The organism is Helicobacter labacensis, from assembly GCF_003660285.1.
In the GTDB taxonomy this organism is placed as follows: domain Bacteria; phylum Campylobacterota; class Campylobacteria; order Campylobacterales; family Helicobacteraceae; genus Helicobacter; species Helicobacter labacensis.
In genome coordinates this window covers 1-12,371 of record NZ_QXQQ01000007.1, presented here as the reverse complement: position 1 = coordinate 12,371, position 12,371 = coordinate 1, and the positions used below count along the sequence as shown (strand labels likewise).

Annotated in this window: 16 protein-coding genes, 1 tRNA gene, 1 other RNA gene and 1 pseudogene; 12 read left to right on the top strand and 7 right to left on the bottom strand. The window is 47.3% G+C overall.

Features of this window, described 5'->3' with window-relative positions; all coding sequences use genetic code 11:
* Positions 1-2 precede the first annotated feature (2 nt).
* Positions 3-191, bottom strand: coding sequence for a hypothetical protein (locus EAO33_RS03420; RefSeq protein ID WP_120945014.1), 189 nt, complete (start codon positions 189-191; stop codon positions 3-5).
* A gap of 1 nt (position 192) precedes the next feature.
* Complete coding sequence (locus tag EAO33_RS03415) at positions 193-1,065, bottom strand: class 1 fructose-bisphosphatase (RefSeq protein ID WP_120945011.1); 873 nt, start codon at positions 1,063-1,065, stop codon at positions 193-195.
* 120 nt (positions 1,066-1,185) lie between these two features.
* On the opposite strand from EAO33_RS03415, the gene rplI reads away from it, so the two are divergent.
* Genes rplI through EAO33_RS03385 form a run of 6 tightly spaced genes read left to right on the top strand, consistent with a single transcriptional unit; the run spans position 1,186 to position 6,239 of the window.
* Positions 1,186-1,632 (top strand): 50S ribosomal protein L9, encoded by a 447-nt coding sequence (gene rplI / locus EAO33_RS03410; RefSeq protein WP_120945009.1) that lies wholly within the window; start codon positions 1,186-1,188, stop codon positions 1,630-1,632.
* Positions 1,632-2,174, top strand: a complete 543-nt coding sequence (gene hslV, locus EAO33_RS03405) for an ATP-dependent protease subunit HslV (protein ID WP_120945123.1) — start codon at positions 1,632-1,634, stop codon at positions 2,172-2,174. Before rplI ends, hslV begins: the two co-directional genes overlap by 1 nt.
* A 20-nt stretch (positions 2,175-2,194) precedes the next feature.
* Entirely contained in the window at positions 2,195-3,511 is a 1,317-nt protein-coding gene (hslU, locus tag EAO33_RS03400) for an HslU--HslV peptidase ATPase subunit (protein WP_162982197.1), read from the top strand.
* The gene (era, locus tag EAO33_RS03395) at positions 3,508-4,401 is read left to right on the top strand and encodes a GTPase Era (protein WP_120945005.1); all 894 of its coding nucleotides are present in this window, start codon (positions 3,508-3,510) and stop codon (positions 4,399-4,401) included. Before hslU ends, era begins: the two co-directional genes overlap by 4 nt.
* A 26-nt stretch (positions 4,402-4,427) precedes the next feature.
* Entirely contained in the window at positions 4,428-5,435 is a 1,008-nt protein-coding gene (locus EAO33_RS03390) for a L,D-transpeptidase family protein (RefSeq protein WP_205589490.1), read from the top strand.
* A 42-nt stretch (positions 5,436-5,477) separates the two neighbouring features.
* The gene (locus EAO33_RS03385) at positions 5,478-6,239 is read left to right on the top strand and encodes a TSUP family transporter (RefSeq protein ID WP_120945003.1); all 762 of its coding nucleotides are present in this window, start codon (positions 5,478-5,480) and stop codon (positions 6,237-6,239) included.
* 1 nt (position 6,240) lies between these two features.
* Here the strand turns inward: EAO33_RS03385 and EAO33_RS03380 are convergent.
* Positions 6,241-6,316, bottom strand: a tRNA-Phe gene (locus EAO33_RS03380).
* Between the two features lie 71 nt (positions 6,317-6,387).
* Between EAO33_RS03380 and EAO33_RS03375 the strand changes: the two genes are divergently transcribed.
* Genes EAO33_RS03375 through EAO33_RS03365 form a run of 3 tightly spaced genes read left to right on the top strand, consistent with a single transcriptional unit; the run spans position 6,388 to position 7,944 of the window.
* Complete coding sequence (locus EAO33_RS03375; RefSeq protein ID WP_120945001.1) at positions 6,388-7,155, top strand: exodeoxyribonuclease III; 768 nt, start codon at positions 6,388-6,390, stop codon at positions 7,153-7,155.
* Positions 7,145-7,618 (top strand): 4Fe-4S binding protein, encoded by a 474-nt coding sequence (locus tag EAO33_RS03370; protein ID WP_120944999.1) that lies wholly within the window; start codon positions 7,145-7,147, stop codon positions 7,616-7,618. The genes EAO33_RS03375 and EAO33_RS03370 overlap by 11 nt, the downstream gene beginning before the upstream one ends.
* Complete coding sequence (locus EAO33_RS03365; RefSeq protein ID WP_120944997.1) at positions 7,615-7,944, top strand: chaperone NapD; 330 nt, start codon at positions 7,615-7,617, stop codon at positions 7,942-7,944. Before EAO33_RS03370 ends, EAO33_RS03365 begins: the two co-directional genes overlap by 4 nt.
* On the opposite strand, the gene EAO33_RS03360 is transcribed toward EAO33_RS03365, so the two are convergent.
* The 4 genes from EAO33_RS03360 to panB form a co-directional block, all read right to left on the bottom strand.
* Positions 7,941-8,432 carry a hypothetical protein gene (locus EAO33_RS03360; protein ID WP_120945119.1) on the bottom strand — a complete coding sequence of 164 codons (492 nt, stop codon included), beginning with the start codon at positions 8,430-8,432 and terminating at the stop codon, positions 7,941-7,943. The genes EAO33_RS03365 and EAO33_RS03360 overlap by 4 nt on opposite strands.
* A 42-nt stretch (positions 8,433-8,474) precedes the next feature.
* Positions 8,475-8,835, bottom strand: a transfer-messenger RNA (tmRNA) gene (gene ssrA / locus EAO33_RS03355).
* Between the two features lie 65 nt (positions 8,836-8,900).
* The gene (ruvB, locus tag EAO33_RS03350) at positions 8,901-9,899 is read right to left on the bottom strand and encodes a Holliday junction branch migration DNA helicase RuvB (RefSeq protein ID WP_120944995.1); all 999 of its coding nucleotides are present in this window, start codon (positions 9,897-9,899) and stop codon (positions 8,901-8,903) included.
* Positions 9,899-10,705: a 3-methyl-2-oxobutanoate hydroxymethyltransferase gene (gene panB, locus EAO33_RS03345; protein ID WP_120944993.1), complete on the bottom strand. Its 807-nt coding sequence runs from the start codon at positions 10,703-10,705 to the stop codon at positions 9,899-9,901. Before panB ends, ruvB begins: the two co-directional genes overlap by 1 nt.
* Positions 10,706-10,811: 106 nt before the next feature.
* Here panB and EAO33_RS03340 point away from each other — a divergent pair, with 106 nt between their 5' ends.
* The 3 genes and pseudogenes from EAO33_RS03340 to EAO33_RS09035 form a co-directional block, all read left to right on the top strand.
* Entirely contained in the window at positions 10,812-11,468 is a 657-nt protein-coding gene (locus EAO33_RS03340) for a hypothetical protein (RefSeq protein ID WP_120945117.1), read from the top strand.
* Between the two features lie 59 nt (positions 11,469-11,527).
* A complete protein-coding gene (locus EAO33_RS03335) occupies positions 11,528-12,154 on the top strand; it encodes an outer membrane beta-barrel protein (RefSeq protein ID WP_235853030.1) in 627 nt (208 codons plus the stop codon).
* A 9-nt stretch (positions 12,155-12,163) separates the two neighbouring features.
* A pseudogene (locus EAO33_RS09035) lies at positions 12,164-12,371 on the top strand (hypothetical protein); the annotation flags it as partial.

Here is a 12,371-nt window from a genome sequence, read left to right as displayed (position 1 = left end):
TCCTAAAAATCAAAATTGCCCTGCTTGCCCTTATTCATACTCAAATACACACTCTGCACGAAAGCTTGGCGCAACGCGCATTCTAACACAATGCTACACCTCAAACACGAGCCCACCCCCTTGCGCTCTTGGCAAGCTAGCACCTTTTGGCGTTGGGTTTGCCACTCTTGGCTAAACTTGTCCTCCTCCATGCTAGCCCTTGAGTGCTTGCATTTCTACTTTAGAGCCCAAGAAACACGCGCTTTTGTCATGCAAACTCTCTAAGGGTATTTCTAGCAAGCGTTGCCCCTGCGCGTCTAAAGCTAGACCTCCCGCGCACTCCAACACAAAGGCTAAAGGATAGACCTCAAAGAGTTTACGCAATTTCCCCTTGGGCGCATCTTGGGTGGCTGGATAGCAAAACAACCCCCCTTGTTTGTGCAAGAGATGGTGCGCATCAGCAACCATACTCCCGCTATAGCGCAGGCGGTATCCTTGAGCGAAGAAACGATCTAAAAACTCCCTATATTCTGGGCTAAAGTGTTGCCAACTCCCTCCGGGGGCGATACTCTTGCCCTGTGGCTTTAAGCGCAAATCTCCCTTATGTGTCCACACCTTTTGGGCTTCGTTGTAAACATAATGCGCCACTTGCGTGCGCGTGGCGACCACCAATTCTAACTTAGCCCCATAGAGAATATACGCCCCCATTTGCATAGACTGACCTATGTGCTTGTCTTCAAAGCCCTGAGGGTTGGGCGCGTAAATCCCAAAAATGCTCCCCACCAAGAAATTCGCCCCCACCACACTCGAACCATCTAGGGGGTCAAAGGCGATTAAATAACCCTGTTTGTGCGCTGTGTAACACGCCTTTTCTTGCTCTTCGCTCATCACTCCCCCCACATTCTCCAAGCCCAAACAATACTCAAAGATCAAACGATCCACTTGGATGTCCAATTCTAATTGCATGTCTGCAGTGGGGTTGAGGTGATCGCTATAGCGTGCATCGCCTTGTTTAATACTCTGGTAAACCTGTGTGCCGATGTGTTGCAACGCCTCCAAGAACGCGCGCTGTGTTGGGGTATCCATAAAACTCCTTTGGGATATAAAACGCCCATTTTAGCATAGAAGCGTTTAAGTATGCCCGGGGCGTTTAAGCCATCTTAAACCTAAATGGGCTAAAATGGGGGTTTTTTACAAGGAGAGTTGATGAAGGTATTGTTACTGCAAGATGTCAAAAACTTGGGCAAGGCTGGGGATGTATGCGAAGTCAAAGATGGGTATGGCAATAATTTTCTCATCGCTAAAAAACTCGCCCAAATGGCTACCAAAGAGGCGCTCAACAAATACAAGGCTGTCCAAAGAAAACGCGCGGAGTTAGAAGCTCAAGAATTAGCCACCAAACAAGAGATCGCCCAAAAATTAGAGGGCATTACTCTACAAATTATTAAGAAAGTCGGGGCTAATGGGGCGTTATTTGGATCGATCACCAAAGAAGAGGTGGTAGAAGCTTTGCTAGGCGTGCATGCCTTAGAACTAGACAAGAAGACCCTAGAACTCAAAACCCCCATTAAGAGCACGGGGATTTATGAAATTGATGTCAAGCTAGGGCATGGGGTGGTGGGCGTGCTCAAAATTGATGTGATCGCTGAGTGATGTTCCACGCCACCACCATTTTAGGCTATAAAACGCGTTTTGAGGGCAAGGATTATGCCATCATTGGCGGGGATGGACAGGTGAGTTTTGGCAACTGCGTGATAAAAGGCAACGCGACCAAGATTCGCACCTTGCACCACAACCAGATTTTAAGCGGGTTTGCCGGAAGCACTGCGGATGCCTTTAGTTTATTTGACATGTTCGAGCGCATTTTAGAGGGCAAAAAGGGAGATCTCTTTAAAAGTGTGGTGGATTTTAGCAAAGAGTGGCGCAAGGATAAGTTTTTGCGCCGTTTAGAGGCGATGATGATCGTGCTTAACAAACAAGCTATTTTTATTTTGAGTGGCAGTGGAGATGTGGTCGAGCCTGAAGATGGTAAGATCGCTGCCATTGGAAGCGGAGGCAATTACGCCCTAAGTGCGGCGCGCGCGCTGGATCAATTCGCCAACTTACCCCCCAAAGCCTTGGTAGAAGAGTCGCTTAAGATTGCCGGGGGGTTGTGTATCTACACCAACCAAAACATTAAAATCTTGGAGCTTTAATGCGGACAGATAAATTAAACATGACTCCCCAAGAGATTGTCGCCTATTTAGACGATTACATCATCGAGCAACAGGACGCTAAAAAGATGATTGCCATTGCGTTGCGTAACCGCTGGCGCAGATTGCAACTGAGTAAAGAACTCCAAGAGGAAGTGATGCCTAAAAATATTTTGATGATTGGCTCAACCGGGGTGGGCAAGACTGAGATTGCAAGGCGCATGGCTAAGATGATGGGCTTGCCCTTTATCAAGGTGGAGGCGAGCAAATACACCGAAGTGGGCTTTGTGGGGCGCGATGTGGAGTCGATGGTGCGCGATTTGGTGGCAACAAGCATTAACCTCGTAGAAAGCGAACAAAAAGAAAAGAATAAAGAGAAGATCGAAGAGTTGATTGTAGAAAAAATTGCTAAGAAATTACTGCCCGCCTTGCCTAGCGGGGTGAGTGAGGCTAAAAAGGAAGAATACGCGCTGAATTTTGAAAAGACGAAGGAAAAAGTCAGAGGCACGGCTTTAGATCATGTCAGAATTGAAATTGAGTTACACAAACGGCAAGTAGAGGGGGATTTCAATGTGCCTCCTGAAATCATCAAGGTGCAAGAAAGCATCATTAAAGTGCTCAATAGGGAGGAACAAAAGGTAAGCAAGGAGATGAGTATCAAGGAAGCCAAAGAAGCCTTGCGCCATGATGTTTTGCAGACAATCTTAGATAAGGAGAGCGTGCAAATGGAGGGGGTGCAACGCGCCACCCAATCGGGGGTGATCTTCATTGATGAGATTGACAAGATCGCTGTAGGGATCAAGGAGGGGAGCAGGCAAGACCCCAGCAAGGAGGGGGTGCAACGCGATTTACTCCCTATTGTGGAAGGGAGTGTGATCAATACCAAATACGGACCCATCGCCACCGATCACATCCTCTTCATCGCCGCTGGGGCGTTTCACTTGAGCAAACCTAGCGATCTAATCCCTGAATTACAAGGGCGCTTCCCCTTGCGCGTGGAATTGGAGAGTCTCTCTGAAGAGATCATGTATGCTATCCTCACACGCACCAAGAGTTCTATCATCAGACAATACCAAGCGTTGTTAGAGGTGGAGGGGGTAGAGCTGGTGTTTGAGCCAGAAGCCTTGCGCGAGCTAGCTAAACTCTCTTATTTGGCTAACCAGAACACAGAGGACATCGGGGCGCGCCGTTTGCACACCACCATTGAAAAGGTGCTTGAAGACATTAGTTTCAATGCGTCTAACTACAGGGGGCAAAGTGTGGTGATCACCAAAGAACAGGTGAGCCAGAAATTACAAAATTTAGTGGATAATGTGGATTTGGCGCGTTTCATTCTATGACGAAAGCAGGTTTTATTGCATTGGTGGGGCGTCCTAATGCGGGCAAGAGCACGCTAATCAACGCGCTCTTAGAAGAAAAGATCGCGCTGGTTTCACACAAAGCCAACGCCACGCGCAAGACATTAAAAGCCATTGTGCCCTTTAGCGATGCGCAAGGGGTGGCATGCCAGATGATCTTTATAGACACGCCCGGACTTTCTGAACCCCAAAAACTCTTAGATGAGGCAATGCAATTGCAGAGCGCGCGCGCCCTGCAGGAGTGTGATGTAGTGGTGTTTGTGGCTAGCGCGCGCGCAAGCGTGCAAGACTATCAAGATTTTTTAGCGCGCCATAGCGCTAAACCCCACATCATAGCCCTCAACAAAATAGACACTCTTAGCCCCCCCCAGCTCTTAGCTAAAATCCAACCCTACCAAGCCTATAGCCATGCCTTCAAAGCCTTAGTGCCCTTGAGCGCGCTCAAGCAAAAGAACCTACAAGTCTTGCTAGAAGAGATCGCCAAGCTCTTGCCCCAAGCACCCTTTTACTACGACCCCCAGACGCTCAGTGATGCCCAAACCAAGCAACTTTATCAAGAGATGATTCGCGAACAACTCTTTTTGCATTTGAGTGAGGAAATTCCCTACGCAAGCGATGTGGTTATCACGCGTTTTCAAGAAGAGGCGCGCTTAGATCGCATTGAGGCGCAGATTGTGGTGGAGAAGCCCAGCCAACAAAAAATGGTAGTGGGCAAGGGAGCGTGGGTGATTAAAAAAATTGGCAAACAGGCGCGCTTGAAAATGGAGGCTTTTGGGGGCAAAAAGGTGTTTTTACGCTTAGAAGTGGTGGTGTGTAAAAATTGGAGTCGACAAAAAGATCAACTTAAAAACATGGGTTATGTGGTAGAATAGAGTTTTGCAATATTAAGAGGTGTTGGATGCGCGTCAAAAAGGTATGGTTAGGGGCGTTGTCGTTTGTATTTATGGGTTTGGTGGGCTTACACGCGGATACCTTGATGGGGTTTGTAAAAGCCTACCAAGAAAAGGGGATCGACTCCATTGAGAGACTCTTGCAATCTTATTTGACCCAACGGGAGTTTTGGGAGGATGTCCTAGAAAATCGCGACATTAGCTTTGGCTATTATGAAAATATGGACTACCTCTTTGTGATCGACAAAGCCGATCCCAAGCTCGTGCTCTACGCCCTAGAAGGTGAAAAGATTGTCAAGGTTAACCAAACTAAAGCGCTTGTGGGGTCTAGGGGTGGGGATAAGAAAAGCGAGGGAGACAAGGCTACCCCCATTGGGGTTTATAAAATTCTTAAAAAACTCACGGGCTTGAGTAGTTATTATGGTCCCTTTGCTCTAGAAACCAACTACCCTAATCCCTTAGATGTCGCCTTTAAGCGCACTGGGCATGGGATTTGGATTCATGGCTTGCCCTTGAGTGGGAAGCGCAATGAACTCAACACTAAGGGCTGTGTCGCTATTGAAAATGCCGTGTTGAAAGATTACGAACAGCGCATTAAGGGTAAAAAAGCTCTTCTTATTGTCTATGAAGGCGCGCTCAAATACGCCACTAAGGACGAGCTTGCTACAATTTTAAGCGCCCTTTACACTTGGCGTAGCGCGTGGGCTAATAACGATCTAGTAGGCTATATGAATTTTTATAGCCCGGATTTTAAACACGCCAGTGGGATGAATTTCAAGGCTTATGAGAAATTCAAAACCCATGTGTTTACCAAAAATGAAACCAAGACGATCCGCCTCTCAGGGGTGAATATTACCCCCTACCCTAATGTGCAGCAGCGCCGACTCTTTAGAGTGGCGTTTGATCAAGACTACAAGGCTTATAAAAAAAATAAGCTCTCCTACTCTTCACAGGGTCTTAAAGAGCTCTATGTGGAACTCAAAGACAATAAAATGCGTATCATCATGGAAAAATAGCCTTTTTGGGGCGTGTTTTTACCCCCGGAATTGGAAGTTGGCATGCTAGAGTTAGAATGGTATGTCTATGCTATCTTTTTTGCTGCCGCCTTTTGTGCGGGGTTAGTGGATTCTATTGCCGGGGGTGGGGGGCTTATCACCGTGCCCACCTTGATGGCATTGGGAGTCCCCCCCCACATGGTGCTAGCCACTAATAAACTTCAGAGTAGTTTTGGGAGTTTTACTGCCGCGCTGAATTTCTGTCTTAAAGGCATGGTGTCTTTAAGAGAGGTCGCTTTTGGGGTGGGGTGCGTGGTGGTGGGCGCAAGCTTAGGCACAACGCTAATCTTATGGCTCAAAGCGGATATTTTGCGCGTGCTTATCCCCATTTTCTTGTCCTTGATCTTTATTTACACCTTGCTAGCCCCCAAAGTGGGGGAAGGGGATAGCCATCCCAAGCTCAAACCCGCTTTATTTTATAGCATTTTTGGACTGGGACTGGGGTTTTACGATGGCTTTTTTGGGCCGGGCACGGGCTCATTTTGGACCTTTGCGATGGTCGCGCTCTTGGGGTTGAATATGAAAAAAGCCACCGCGCGCACTAAGGTGTTTAATTTTACTAGCAATATTGTGAGCTTGAGCGTGTTTTTAATCGGGGGGGAGGTGATTTGGTCTGTGGGGCTCTTAATGGGAGCAGGGCAGATGTTGGGGGCATGGGTGGGCTCTAATTTGGTGATAGCTAAAGAAGTCAAATTTATCCGCCGAGTGTTTTTATGCGTGGTGGGGGCGACAATCTTAAAACTCTTTTGGGATTTTGCGCGCTAGATGGTGGCTTGAGGCGGAATCGAACCACCGACACGAAGATTTTCAGTCTTCTGCTCTACCGACTGAGCTATCAAGCCAAAAGCGCAATTATACTACATAAGTCCTTTAAATTTAACTTAAAGTGTTATAATACCCAAAAAGGTATTAGATGCGCCTAGTTTCATGGAATGTCAATGGGTTACGAGCATGCATGCAAAAGGGCTTTGAGGCGTTTTTGCTAGAGAGTGGAGCGGATATATTTTGCGTGCAAGAGACCAAAATGCACCCACAGCAGGCTGATTTTAGCTTTGATCACTACCACACCTTTTGGAACAGCGCGCACAAGAAGGGCTATAGCGGGGTGCTGACCTTGAGTAAAGATACGCCTTTGAGCGTGCGCTATGGGCTGGGATTAGAGGAGCATGACAGCGAGGGGCGTGTAATTACTTGTGAGTATGAGAATTTTTATTTAGTCAATGTCTATGCGCCCAATTCTCAAAGGGGGTTATTGCGCCTGCCTTATCGCCTGCAATGGGAGGGCGCGTTTAGGGATTTTTTGCAGAATTTAACAAAGCATAAGGGGGTAGTTGTGTGCGGGGATTTGAATGTTGCGCACAATGAGATCGATTTAGCCAACCCGCAGAGTAACCACTACAATGCAGGCTTTAGCGACCCAGAACGCGATGCCTTTAGGCAATTACTCCAATTAGGTTTTGTTGATACCTACCGCCATTTTTACCCCAACCAAACAGAAGCTTACACATGGTGGAGCTATATGAATCAGTCTAGGGCGCGCAATATCGGTTGGCGTATTGATTATTTTTTGATCTCACAAGACTTGCAAGCCCAGATCAAAGACGCGCAGATTCACGCCCATATTTTAGGCAGCGATCATTGCCCGGTGGGCTTAGAAATAGGCGTGAGCGATGAATCCTAAAAAACCTTTTAGAGAGATATTTAGAGGCTTAAAGCCTAAAGCCTTTGTGATCCCCTTGCCCTATTTTAACCCCCAAAAAGCCCAAGCTTGCCTAGAGTGTGGGGGGGATTGCGCGCCTGTCTGCCCTGAGCGCATTGTGATTAAAGAACCCATGCAAATCCCGCATTTGGATTTCAAAGAACGGGGTTGCACCTTTTGTCAAGAATGCCTTAAAGCGTGCGCCCCGGGGGTTTTGCAGGGGGATCGCGCTAGTGTCATTGGCGCGCTGGCTTTGATTGATTCGCAAACCTGTTTGAGCCATCAAGGCGTGGTGTGTTTTGCCTGCAAGGACGCTTGTGTGGAAAAGGCGATCGTCTTTAAGGGCATGTTTGCCCCGCGCGTATATGGCTCTTGCACGGGATGTGGCATGTGTGCGCCTGTGTGCCCTAGCCAATCTATTTTATTTGTGGAGAGAAAAACATGAATATCTCAAGTGTAATTGTCAAAGTCCAGCCGGAGAGTTTTGAGCAGAGTTTAAAGGCGATTGGGGCTTTAGAGTGCGTGGAGGTGGGGGCTTTTGATCAAGAAAAGGCTGTGATCATCGCCTTGATTGAAGCTCCCAGTGTGCAGGAGGAATTGCGTGCTAATAGAGAGATTGAAAACGCCCCGGGGGTGATTAGCGCGCACATGCACTTTAGCTATTCGGATGAAAACCCTTTGCCCCCCAACATCCAAGCCACTTTAGAGAAAATAGAAAACACGGACACTAAAGCGGTGCGCTATGGGGGCGATGTGAACAACTGGCTTTAATTGGCTTTGCGGGTGTTGAGCCACTGGGCTTTAATATTCATCGCAGAGTGCAGGGAAGTTTGGAGTTGTTCGGCTAGATTGAGCAGGGGGGCTAGATCGGTCTTCCATTTGGCTTGGGAAATCTCCTTTTGCAACGCGTCCACCAGGTCCAGTGCTTTATCTAAGTCAATGGGTGGTTCAAAGGCTTTTTTAAACATCGCGCCAAACCCCTTTTTTTTGGCTTCTTGGGCATGCTCATTGGGGATCAAGACAAGTTTGATGTTTTGGATTTCTTGGTAGAGGCGATCTAATTGCTTGACTTCTTGATAGTCCCTGCCCTTGTCAATAGCCTCTTCTAAAATCTTATTGCTAGTGCTGACTAATTGCATCGCTAATTGCGCGCTCTGGGCTTCTGCATTAGCTAGAGCGTGGATGTCAATACCCATGAGTGGCGATGCGATACAGAATATCCCTAAAACAGACACTAAAAAACACCGCTTCAAACTCATAGACGCATCCAATCCTTTTTCTATGGGGAAAACATTATAAAATGGTGGAGCTGTGGGGAATCGAACCCCAGTCCAAAAATCACATCCATCCGCGGGCTTCTACATGCTTAGAGAAGTGTTAAAAATTCGAGTTCTTTCTAAGCCACCTCTCCAGCTCAAATAAAGACCCCTAGCTCTTAAATCTTACTTTAAAAAGTGAGCACTTTTTAAAGGCATCTGGCTAAAAATGATGGAATGCCTACAGGACACCAGCGATCCCACAGACTTCCAGCTCGCTACGCAGCTTTAGCGTAGTTGGGAGCGTAATTAGGATTGTTTACGGTTATTGTTTGTGTCGTTTTACAAGAGACACTTGGCATGCAACCCACGCTATGCAACCCTTGTCGAAATCCTGTTCAGCCCCAAAAAACTTAGCAAAAAACTAAGTAGTGCAGTATAGCATGCTATGCTTACGATTTTTTTAAATGGCTAGAGCAATCGAGGGCGATCTAGTTTGAGAGTTTCATAAGTCTTGAGCGTGGCAATACGCCCCTTAGCCGTGCGCTCTAAATAGCCATTAGCCAATAAAAAGGGTTCGATCACCTCTTCAATGGTGCTTTCATCTTCATGCAAACTTGCCGCAATAGTATTAAGCCCTAAGGCTTTATTCTTGGCATTAGCTAAGAGATTGAGATAGAGTAAATCCAGCGCGTCAAAGCCATGTGCATTCACCCCTAACTCCTCTAGGGCAAAGAGAGTTGTTTGCAAAGAAATGCACGACTCATTGGCGTAATCGGCAAAATCGCGCACCCGTCTTAGTAGTCTTAGCGCGATGCGGGGTGTGCCCCTTGAGCGCTTGGCGATCTCTGTGCTTGCCTGTGGTTCAATGTCCTTTTGCAAGCGCGCGCTGGCGCGCGTGATGATGGTGGCTAGTTCTGTAATGTCATAAAACTGCATGCGAAAGTGCATGCCAAAGCGTTCGCGCAAAGGATTAGAAAGCAAACCCGCGCGCGTGGTCGCCCCTATGAGAGTGAAAGGGGCTAGATCGATCTTAATGGTTTGGGCGGCTGCTTTAGAGCCGATGATAATGTCTAGTCTAAAATCCTCCATTGCCGGGTAAAGCACCTCTTCAATGGCTGGGCTTAAGCGGTGAATCTCATCAATAAAGAGAATATCCTTAGGGTTGAGATTGGTTAAAAGAGCGGCTAAGTCGCCTGTTTTTTCAATCATAGGGGCGGTGGTAACCTTGATATTGGCGTTAAGCTCTTTAGCAATGAGATGACTCAAAGTAGTTTTACCCAAGCCCGGAGGTCCAAAAAAAAGCACATGATCTAGGGTATCTTGGCGTTTAAGAGTGGCACTAATAGAAACTTGCAATAACTTTTTGATCTGTTCTTGTCCGATATAGTCCTCCCACAAACTGGGACGCAAACTTAAGGATTCTTGCTCTTCTAAGTTGAGAGCTTCTACATTGACGAGTCTTTGCATTAGTAACTCTCTTGCTGGGCGGGAAAACACCCTGTTTGGATGTCTTGGACATAGCGTTTTAGAGCATTCTCTACAAGAGTCGCCCCCTCTAAGTAGGTGCGCACAAATTTAGGCTTAAACGCCTTGAATAAACCTAGCATGTCGCTAAAGACTAAAATCTGCCCATCGCACCCCGCCCCGCTCCCTATACCTATAGTGGGGATGTCTAGGCATTTACTGATCTCTGTAGCCACAGAGGCGACCACCCCCTCTAACACCACCAAGCCCGCCCCTGCTTCTTGGACACTTAAAGCATCCTCTAAGACTTGTTGTGCGCTCTGCTGCGTTTTACCCACAATCTTATAACCTCCCACTCCGCGCACACTCTGAGGTAAAAGCCCTACATGCCCGACTACCGCTAACCCCTCTTGCACCAGCCTTTTAATCAAGGGCGCGCGCGCCTGTCCCCCTTCTAGTTTGATCGCGTCCGCGCGGGTGTGTTGGTAGAATTTTAGGGCGTTTTTAAGGGCTTGTTTTTCATTAGTATAACTCCCATAGGGCATATCCGCCACCACAAAGGCGCGTTGCGCGCCCCGACACACCGCCTTAGTGTGGTAGAGCATTGTTTGCATGTTGGCACTCAGAGTATCCGGGTAAGCATTAAAACTCATGTTCAGGCTATCGCCCACTAAAATTAAGTCTATGTAGGGGTCAAAAAGGGTTGCAAAGAGCGCATCGTAAGCGGTGATCGCGCTGATCTTGCAAGGTTTTGCGCCCTCTTTGGGGTGCTTTTTGCGTTGCAGAGTATCCAAAGTGATTTTTTTCATGGCTACACTTTTTGAGAGATTTTACCTTTAAAATGCTATGATAGGGCTAAAAATTTTACTAGGGTTAGAGTTGAATTGCAAAGGAGTGCTTGGGGTTTTTGTGTTGATGTCTCAGGTGTTGTGGGGAATAGATTATAAAACACTCGATCCTAAATATTATAAATACATCAAGTTCTATGAAAAATACACGGATCAAGAGATCGCCCTCTTGATTGATGACATCCAAGAAGCCGAGAAAAAGACAGGGTTGTTATTGGGGTTGAGCACGGGTTTTTTTTACAACAGCGCGATCAGGCAGGCGATGCAAAAGGGCACAATCCGGGGCAGGCAAATGGATTATTTGTGGACAATTGGGGTGCGTTTTGGTTACCAAACTTACCGCCCCTCGCTCTTTGCTAAAACCATGCGCCCCAATTTCATCGGGCGCAGGGTGTATATCCAATACATCGGGGCGATTCCCAAACAATCTAATGTGGGACGCATTGGTTATCAAAGCGCAACCATCAACGCGGATTTGATGATCGATCCTACTCTACCTCTAGTGCAACGCTACTTGTCCATGGGTTTTTTGCTAGGCGTGGGGGTGGGTGTGGTAAGCCAAGGGACCAACACCAATTCTTTTTTTGGCATGATGGCTAATGCGGGGATCGCCTTTAGTATTTTTGGGCATAACCGCGTGGAGTTGGAATTTAAAATCCTTGCCAATAAAGATGTTTCATGGTGGGGGGGATTGATGCATGTAGGATACCAGTATGTTTTTTAAGCGGGTTTTGCAAGGGTGGTTATTAGGGGCGTTGGCTTGTTACCCGTGCTGGGGGGGGGGTGTTTGTGCGCGAACAGCGCGGTGCGCTTGCAGAAAAAGAGTTCCAAATTTACATGCTAAAAGGGCAACTCTATGAAGCCCAGCAAGCCCAGTTGATCCAAGAAGTGGCTAAACACAAAAGTGGTCCCTTTATTGGTGTCCTGCTAGCCCAAACTATTTTTAGAGTGAATGGGATTAAAAGCATGGGTTTACCCTTGTTTTATGGAATCAAAGTGGGTTACCAACGCTACATTAGAAGCGATGTGGGAGGTTTGCGTGTTTATGGGGAGTATTTGGGAGGGGTTAATAAAAGTGTGTTGCAACCCGGACAATCTAGTTCTTACCAATTAGCAAGCCTCAATGTGGATTTGGTGATGGATAAATCCATTGATGCCCACAAGAAATACGCCATCGGGGTCTTTGGAGGGCTTGGTGTGGGCTGGAGTGGCTATAAAGATTACCCCCGTGCGCCCCATAATCCCAATGGCTTTGGTTTAGTGGTGAATTTGGGGATTGCGATGACTTTGAATACCCGACACCGCATCGAATTAGCCCTCAAAGTCCCCCCCCTCAAATCCACCCATGCCTTTTCTTATGCCTTTAGTAGTGGGAACATCTATTATATTAGCTATAATTTTTTGCTTTAGGGAGTGGCGATGAGAACTGTATTGGCAATGGGGTTACTTCTTACAGGCGCAACAGCGATGCCCCCCCCCATTTTAAAAGACACCAATTCTGATGTGATCTTTGAGGACGCTCCGCAAGACACCCAACCCTCCCAAACCCAAAAACTCCCCCAAGCCCTCCCAGAAATCCAAGTTCCCCAGCCCCAAATCCAAGCCCAGCAACCCCCACAGCCCCAAC

Excerpts from the sequence above, each read along its gene's own strand:
- era (WP_120945005.1), top strand. The coding sequence starts at position 3,508 with ATGACGAAAGCAGGTTTTATTGCATTGGTGGGGCGTCCTAATGCGGGC.
- EAO33_RS03375 (WP_120945001.1), top strand. The coding sequence starts at position 6,388 with ATGCGCCTAGTTTCATGGAATGTCAATGGGTTACGAGCATGCATGCAA.
- rplI (WP_120945009.1), top strand. The coding sequence starts at position 1,186 with ATGAAGGTATTGTTACTGCAAGATGTCAAAAACTTGGGCAAGGCTGGG.
- EAO33_RS03390 (WP_205589490.1), top strand. The coding sequence starts at position 4,428 with ATGCGCGTCAAAAAGGTATGGTTAGGGGCGTTGTCGTTTGTATTTATG.
- EAO33_RS03360 (WP_120945119.1), bottom strand. The coding sequence starts at position 8,432 with ATGAGTTTGAAGCGGTGTTTTTTAGTGTCTGTTTTAGGGATATTCTGT.
- EAO33_RS03385 (WP_120945003.1), top strand. The coding sequence starts at position 5,478 with ATGCTAGAGTTAGAATGGTATGTCTATGCTATCTTTTTTGCTGCCGCC.
- EAO33_RS03340 (WP_120945117.1), top strand. The coding sequence starts at position 10,812 with ATGTCTCAGGTGTTGTGGGGAATAGATTATAAAACACTCGATCCTAAA.
- EAO33_RS03415 (WP_120945011.1), bottom strand. The coding sequence starts at position 1,065 with ATGGATACCCCAACACAGCGCGCGTTCTTGGAGGCGTTGCAACACATC.
- ruvB (WP_120944995.1), bottom strand. The coding sequence starts at position 9,899 with ATGCAAAGACTCGTCAATGTAGAAGCTCTCAACTTAGAAGAGCAAGAA.
- EAO33_RS03370 (WP_120944999.1), top strand. The coding sequence starts at position 7,145 with ATGAATCCTAAAAAACCTTTTAGAGAGATATTTAGAGGCTTAAAGCCT.
- EAO33_RS03365 (WP_120944997.1), top strand. The coding sequence starts at position 7,615 with ATGAATATCTCAAGTGTAATTGTCAAAGTCCAGCCGGAGAGTTTTGAG.
- EAO33_RS03420 (WP_120945014.1), bottom strand. The coding sequence starts at position 191 with ATGGAGGAGGACAAGTTTAGCCAAGAGTGGCAAACCCAACGCCAAAAG.
- panB (WP_120944993.1), bottom strand. The coding sequence starts at position 10,705 with ATGAAAAAAATCACTTTGGATACTCTGCAACGCAAAAAGCACCCCAAA.
- hslV (WP_120945123.1), top strand. The coding sequence starts at position 1,632 with ATGTTCCACGCCACCACCATTTTAGGCTATAAAACGCGTTTTGAGGGC.
- hslU (WP_162982197.1), top strand. The coding sequence starts at position 2,195 with ATGACTCCCCAAGAGATTGTCGCCTATTTAGACGATTACATCATCGAG.